Raw genomic sequence first — 6,000 nt, 5'->3', positions numbered from 1 at the left:
CACCTTGAGCGTCCGGTCCGGGTCGGAAATCACCGCGACCGGCGTCACCTCGGAGCCGGTGCCGGCCGTGGTGGGCACGGCGATCAGCGGCAGTGTCGGACCCGGCACCTTGAACTCCCCGTAATAGTCCTGGAGCTTGCCGCCATGGCTGAGAAGCAGCGTGGTGCATTTGGCGAAATCGAGACAGCTGCCGCCGCCGATGCCGATCACCATGTCCGGTCTGAACCCCTTCGCATCCTTGACACAGATGCCGACCGTGTCGCGTGGCACGTCGGGCAGAACGCGATCATGCACGAGGACTTCGATCGAGGCCGACTGAAGGGATTTGATGATGTCGGTGAATACCGGTGTGCCCGCGAAACGCTCATCGGTGCAGACCAGCGCGCGTCGGCCGAACCGGGCGGCGACCGTCGGCAGCACATGGCGCTGCCCCTTCCCGAACAGGATTTCACGCGGCAACCGCAGGGCGGCGAAGAGGGTCATGATCGGTCCTTTGACGGCGGCTGACTGGAACGGAGGCATTGAATGCGGTCTGGGATCGGACGGTCTAAGAGTGTGTCTCTCGCCCTAAAACATATCCGCTTTAAATCGTATAGGATATAGGATTGCATCGACGGAACCATCGTGTTAGCAGTCCTCACTGTCAAGAGGCAAAATATGCAGACCGCAAACTTACCCGACCCAAGCGACGCCACCATTGGAGCTGGTCGCATCCAGCGCGCCAACAGTCTCGTCGAAGATGTCTATGAAGCCATCTTCGCGCAGTTGATGGCGCTGAAGATCCCGCCAGGCTCACGTATTACAGTCGACAGCCTGGTCAAGGAATTCAACGTCTCGCACACGCCGATCCGCGAAGCCCTTGGCCGGCTCGAAGGCGAAGGTCTGGTGCTCAAGACGCATTTGATCGGTTATCGTGCCGCGCCCCAGATCACCCGGCGCCGTTTCGACGAATTATACGAGATGCGTCTGCTGCTCGAACCGCATGGCGCCGCAAAGGCCGCCGCAATGATGGACGAGGCCAAGCTCAATGTGTTGCTCGAAGCCGCCGGCGTGATGTCACGCCGCGAAGGCAAGGATGATCGCGTACGCTATTCGAACTTCGCCAGGCAGGATGCGATCTTCCACGACAAGGTCTTGGAGTTTTCTCAAAACGAACTCATCCGCGAGACGTTGAGCCACCAGCACACGCACTTCCACATCTTCCGCCTGATGTTTCATGCACGTGTGACCGAGGAGGCACTTGACGAACACGAGGCGATCCTTGCCGCGTTCGGCTCTGCCGATCCCGATGCCGCCGCAAAGGCGATGCGCATCCATATAGAGCACTCGCGCGATCGCCTGCTCCCGGCATTCGATTGAGGTCGGAACGGATGTCCATTGCCGCGAATATCGCCGGGGAGGGCGGGAGCACGTTGTCCAGCAATGCGCATGGTTCGCTCGAACCGGTGCTGCGCGCCCAGCAATTGTCCAAGCAATACGGCCCGGTAACGGTGTTGTCGGACGTCACCCTAGACGTCCTGCCCGGTGAGATCCACGCCATCATTGGCGAGAACGGTGCCGGCAAGTCGACGTTGATGCGACTGCTGTCCGGCTATGTCGAGCCAAGCCGCGGCACATTGTCGATGAGCGGACATGCGGTGAAATTTGCCAAGCCCAGCCAGGCACAGGATGCCGGTATCGCCTTGGTCCATCAGGAGATCCTGCTCGCAGAGGGGCTCACGGTCACCGACAATCTGTTTCTCGGGCGAGAGCTTTCGCGTGGCCTGGTCGTGGATGACCGCACCATGCGCCGGCTGGCAGCCGAGAAACTGGCGCAGATCGGTTGCGTGGTCTCGCCGAGGGCACTGGTGCGCGACGTCTCGCTGGCAGACCGGCAGATGGTGCAGATCGCTCGCGCTCTGCTTGACGATTATAAATTGGTTATCTTCGACGAGCCGACCGCCGTTCTGACCGGTGGCGAGGTCGAGCGCCTGCTGGAGATCGTCCTGCGACTGAAGGCTCACGGCATCGCCGTGCTGTATATCAGCCACCGGTTGGACGAGGTGCAACGGGTGGCCGACAAGGTGACCGTTCTGCGCGACGGCAAGATGGTCGGCACCTATCCCGGCAAGACGCTGAGCCAGATGGATATGGCCCGGCTGATGGTCGGTCGCGAACTGGCCGCACTCTATCCTGAAAGGACCGCAGCGCCTTCGGATGTACCGATGCTGAGCGTGAGGAACGCCTCCGTTCCCGGCTATGCGGAGGACGTGTCGTTCACGGTCCACAAAGGCGAGATCCTCGGGTTCGCCGGCATGGTCGGCGCTGGCCGAACCGAACTCTTCGAGGGCATTATCGGCCTGCGCCCGGCGGCCGCCAAGGTCGAACTTGAGGGCAAGTCGATCCATTTCCAATCGCCGCGCGCGGCGATCGACGCCGGCGTCGGTTACCTGACCGAGGATCGCAAGGGCAAGGGACTGCTGCTGCAGGAGCGCTTGGCGCCTAACCTGACGCTGTCGGCGCTCGGTGTGTTCCATCCCGGCCTCTCGATGGGTCGGCGCCGCGAAGCGGAGGCCCTGGAACAGGCCGTGGAGGCATATGACATCAGGCTGAAGAGCCTCGGCGCCAAAGCGGGCCAGCTTTCCGGGGGCAATCAGCAGAAGCTGCTGCTGGCGAAGGTGCTGCTGACCGATCCTTCGGTGGTCATTATCGACGAGCCCACGCGTGGCATCGACATCGCCAACAAGGCGCAGATCTATGCCTTCATCCAGGAGCTTGTGGCGAAGGGCAAGGCCTGCATCGTCATCTCTTCGGAGATGCAGGAATTGATCGGCATCTGCGACCGCATCCTGGTGATGCGCGAAGGCCGCATCACCGGCGAGGTCAGCGGCGCCGAAATGACCGAAAGCAACGTGGCGGTACTGGCGACCAGTGGCCCCAAGCCAGGGCCAAAAGCCAAGGGAGGCACAGAATGGCTGTCATGACCGAATCCGCACCCGGGCGTCGCGCCCTGGATCTCAATGTCAGTTGGACCGACATCGGACCCTTCCTTGCGCTGGCGGCCCTCCTGGTCGTGGGTTACCTCATCAACCCCGATTTCCTGTCCGCCACCAATCTCGCCAACGTCATCACTCGCAGCGCCTTCATCGCCATTATCGCGGTCGGCGCGACATTTGTGATCTCGTCCGGCGGGCTCGATCTTTCCGTCGGCTCGATGGCCGCCTTCATCACCGGCATCACCATCATGTTCATGAACACGGTGGCGCCGCATGCCGGTAGCTGGGCTATTCCCGCCGGCATGGCGGTGGCGATCCTGGTCGGCCTGCTGTGCGGGCTTGCCAACGGCCTCATCGTCACGGTCGGCAGGATCGAACCGTTTATCGCCACGCTGGGCACGATGGGGATTTTCCGGGCGCTGATAACCTATCTGACCGACGGCGGCACGATACCGATCGACCGATCGCTGCGCGAGGCCTACCGGCCTGTCTATTTCGGCACGGTTGCCGGCATCCCGGTTCCAATCCTCATATCCATCGCCGTCGCCGCGGTCGCATCCTTCATCCTGTACAAAATGAAATACGGCCGCAAATGCGCGGCGGTCGGCGCCAATGAGGATGTCGCCCGTTATTCCGGCATCTCGGTGATCAGGACACGGACCGTCGCCTATATCGTCCAGGGTGTCTGCGTGGCCATTGCCGCGATCTGCTACGTGCCGCGCCTGGGCGCCGCAACGCCGACGACCGGACAGCTTTGGGAACTGCAGGTCATCACCGCAGTGGTGATCGGCGGCACCGCGCTGCGCGGCGGCAAGGGCCATGTGTGGGGAACAGTCGCCGGCGCCGTCATCCTGGAGCTCATCGCCAACCTCATGGTGCTGTCGGACTTCGTCTCCGAATACCTCGTCGCCGCTGTTCAGGGCGTCATCATCATCATCGCCATGCTCATCCAGCGGTTTTCGAATTCGAAATAGCGCCGCGTCCGGACCACGCGGATTAACGTTCTTGTAGGTCCAAGGGAGAAGACAATGTTCAGGAGAAAATGGATTGCGGCGGCGACACTTGGCGCGCTGCTGCTGGCCGGCCAGGCCATGGCGCAAGACAAGAAGGTCATCGCGGTGTCGATACCGGCAGCCGACCACGGTTGGACGGCGGGCATCGTCTATCACGCACAAGCGGCGGCCAAGGAAATCAATGCCGCGTTCCCGAACGTCGAAGTGGTCGTGAAGACGTCGCCGTCGGCGGCGGAGCAGGTCAGCGCGCTTGAGGACCTGTCGGCCAGCCGCAAGCTGGACGCTTTGGTGATCCTGCCTTACAGCTCGGAAGAGTTGACTCAGCCGGTCAAGGCTATCAAGGACATGGGCACGTTCATCACCGTCGTCGATCGCGGTCTGACTGACGCCTCCGTCCAGGATCTTTACCTCGCCGGCGACAATATCGCGGTTGGCACCAACACAGCCAAGTTCATGATCGACAAGCTCGGCGGCAAGGGCGACGTCGTTGTGCTGCGCGGCATTCCGACCGTCATCGACGACGAGCGCATCAAGGGCTTCCAGGACACGATCAAGGGTACGAACCTGAAAGTCCTCGACATCCAATACGCGCATTGGAACAGCGACGAGGCCTTCAAGCTGATGCAGGACTATTTGGCCAAGTACCCGCATATCGATGCGGTCTGGGCCAATGACGACGACATGCTGCTTGGCGTGCTCGAAGCGGTCAAGCAATCGGGCCGGACCGATATCAAGCTGGCGCTCGGTGGCAACGGCATGAAGGACATCGTCAAGAAGGTGATCGACGGCGACGCCATGACGCCGGTCGAGACGCCATATCCGCCGTCGATGATCAAGACCGCGATCTACATGACCGTGGCCAACCTGATCGGCCAGGCACCTGTCCGTGGCACCGTCAAGCTCGACGCGCCGTTGATCACCCAAGCCAACGCCAAGGAATACTATTTCCCTGACTCGCCATTCTAACCCTATCCGATTTCACCGAAAGGCAGGGCGCGGTCTGCGCCTTGCCTAGCTCAAACACTGAGAGGAAGAGCCATGCCAGGCAAAAAGATACTGATGCTGACCGGTGAGTTCACCGAAGAATACGAAATCTTTGTCTATCAGCAGGCCATGGAAGCCGTCGGTCACACCATCCACGTGGTATGCCCGGACAAGAACGCCGGAGATCTGATCAAGACCTCGCTGCACGACTTCGAGGGCGACCAGACCTACACCGAAAAGCTCGGCCACTATGCGCTGATCAACAAGACTTTCTCGGAAGCTGAGAGGCAGCTCGATCAATATCATGCCGTCTACTGCGCGGGCGGCCGCGGCCCGGAATACATCCGCACCGACAAGCGCGTGCAGGCGATCGTGCGCCATTTCCACGAGGCCAAGAAGCCGATCTTCACCATCTGCCACGGTGTGCAGATCCTGATCGCTGTCGACGGCGTGGTGCGTGGCAAGAAGGTCGCAGCCCTCGGCGCCTGCGAGCCTGAAGTGACACTGGCGGGTGGCACCTATATCGACCTGTCGCCGACCGAGGCCTATGTGGACGGGACAATGGTTTCTGCCAAAGGCTGGACGGCGCTTGCTGCGTTCATCCGCGAATGTTTGAAGGTGCTGGGAACGGAAATCCGCCACGCGTAAGCTTCTGGAACCGACGCATTCCCCAAGGGATGCGTCGGTTCTCTTCAATAGCGCCTCCATATCCATATCAATTCGGTCGGGATCGCGGCTGTCGAGCGCACCGGTATAGGCGAGATGCTCAAGGAGTGCCGCCTGGTTGCGCTGCTTTCGTCCTTCTTGTGCTGGCGCGCGGCGCTGTTTCGGCGTCCGGATTAGAGGTCGTGTCGTCGACCGTGCGGCCCGTCGTCGCCCCAAGCGATCACGCTCGGTGCCGAGGTCCGGTGAACAAGTTCCCACAAAACCTTCTGACGACCGTTCGATCGGCGCTCAGGCGCGACGTCACCATGAAAGCGGGATGCGCCTGAGTTCAGGCCTGCGTCAGTCAAGCTGGCATCGCGGGC

General features: G+C 61.4%; 6 protein-coding genes. 5 read left to right on the top strand and 1 reads right to left on the bottom strand.

Annotated elements, in window-relative coordinates; all coding sequences use genetic code 11:
• The coding region (locus EOD15_RS04530) for an iron-containing alcohol dehydrogenase (protein WP_127408325.1) at window positions 1-483 on the bottom strand (483 nt) is incomplete at its 3' end.
• A 174-nt stretch (window positions 484-657) separates the two neighbouring features.
• Here EOD15_RS04530 and EOD15_RS04525 point away from each other — a divergent pair.
• The 5 genes from EOD15_RS04525 (at window position 658) to EOD15_RS04505 (ending at window position 5,620) form a co-directional block, all read left to right on the top strand.
• A complete protein-coding gene (locus EOD15_RS04525) occupies window positions 658-1,359 on the top strand; it encodes a GntR family transcriptional regulator (RefSeq protein ID WP_127320435.1) in 702 nt (233 codons plus the stop codon).
• Between the two features lie 11 nt (window positions 1,360-1,370).
• Window positions 1,371-2,963: a sugar ABC transporter ATP-binding protein gene (locus tag EOD15_RS04520; RefSeq protein WP_127326927.1), complete on the top strand. Its 1,593-nt coding sequence runs from the start codon at window positions 1,371-1,373 to the stop codon at window positions 2,961-2,963.
• On the top strand, window positions 2,960-3,949 hold the full coding sequence (locus tag EOD15_RS04515; RefSeq protein WP_245463576.1) for an ABC transporter permease: 990 nt from the start codon (window positions 2,960-2,962) through the stop codon (window positions 3,947-3,949). The genes EOD15_RS04520 and EOD15_RS04515 overlap by 4 nt, the downstream gene beginning before the upstream one ends.
• A 54-nt stretch (window positions 3,950-4,003) precedes the next feature.
• Window positions 4,004-4,954: a substrate-binding domain-containing protein gene (locus tag EOD15_RS04510; protein ID WP_127319917.1), complete on the top strand. Its 951-nt coding sequence runs from the start codon at window positions 4,004-4,006 to the stop codon at window positions 4,952-4,954.
• Between the two features lie 72 nt (window positions 4,955-5,026).
• Window positions 5,027-5,620: a DJ-1/PfpI family protein gene (locus EOD15_RS04505; protein WP_013533129.1), complete on the top strand. Its 594-nt coding sequence runs from the start codon at window positions 5,027-5,029 to the stop codon at window positions 5,618-5,620.
• Window positions 5,621-6,000 lie beyond the last annotated feature (380 nt).

Source organism: Mesorhizobium sp. M7A.T.Ca.US.000.02.2.1 (genome assembly GCF_003996995.1).
Lineage (GTDB): Bacteria > Pseudomonadota > Alphaproteobacteria > Rhizobiales > Rhizobiaceae > Mesorhizobium.
The sequence above is the reverse complement of the archived record's forward strand: the minus strand, read 5'-3'. Positions and strand labels throughout refer to the sequence as shown.

What these genes read in the sequence shown, in the direction of transcription:
- EOD15_RS04525 (WP_127320435.1), top strand. Translation starts at nt 658, where the DNA reads ATGCAGACCGCAAACTTACCCGACCCAAGCGACGCCACCATTGGAGCT.
- EOD15_RS04520 (WP_127326927.1), top strand. Translation starts at nt 1,371, where the DNA reads ATGTCCATTGCCGCGAATATCGCCGGGGAGGGCGGGAGCACGTTGTCC.
- EOD15_RS04515 (WP_245463576.1), top strand. Translation starts at nt 2,960, where the DNA reads ATGACCGAATCCGCACCCGGGCGTCGCGCCCTGGATCTCAATGTCAGT.
- EOD15_RS04510 (WP_127319917.1), top strand. Translation starts at nt 4,004, where the DNA reads ATGTTCAGGAGAAAATGGATTGCGGCGGCGACACTTGGCGCGCTGCTG.
- EOD15_RS04505 (WP_013533129.1), top strand. Translation starts at nt 5,027, where the DNA reads ATGCCAGGCAAAAAGATACTGATGCTGACCGGTGAGTTCACCGAAGAA.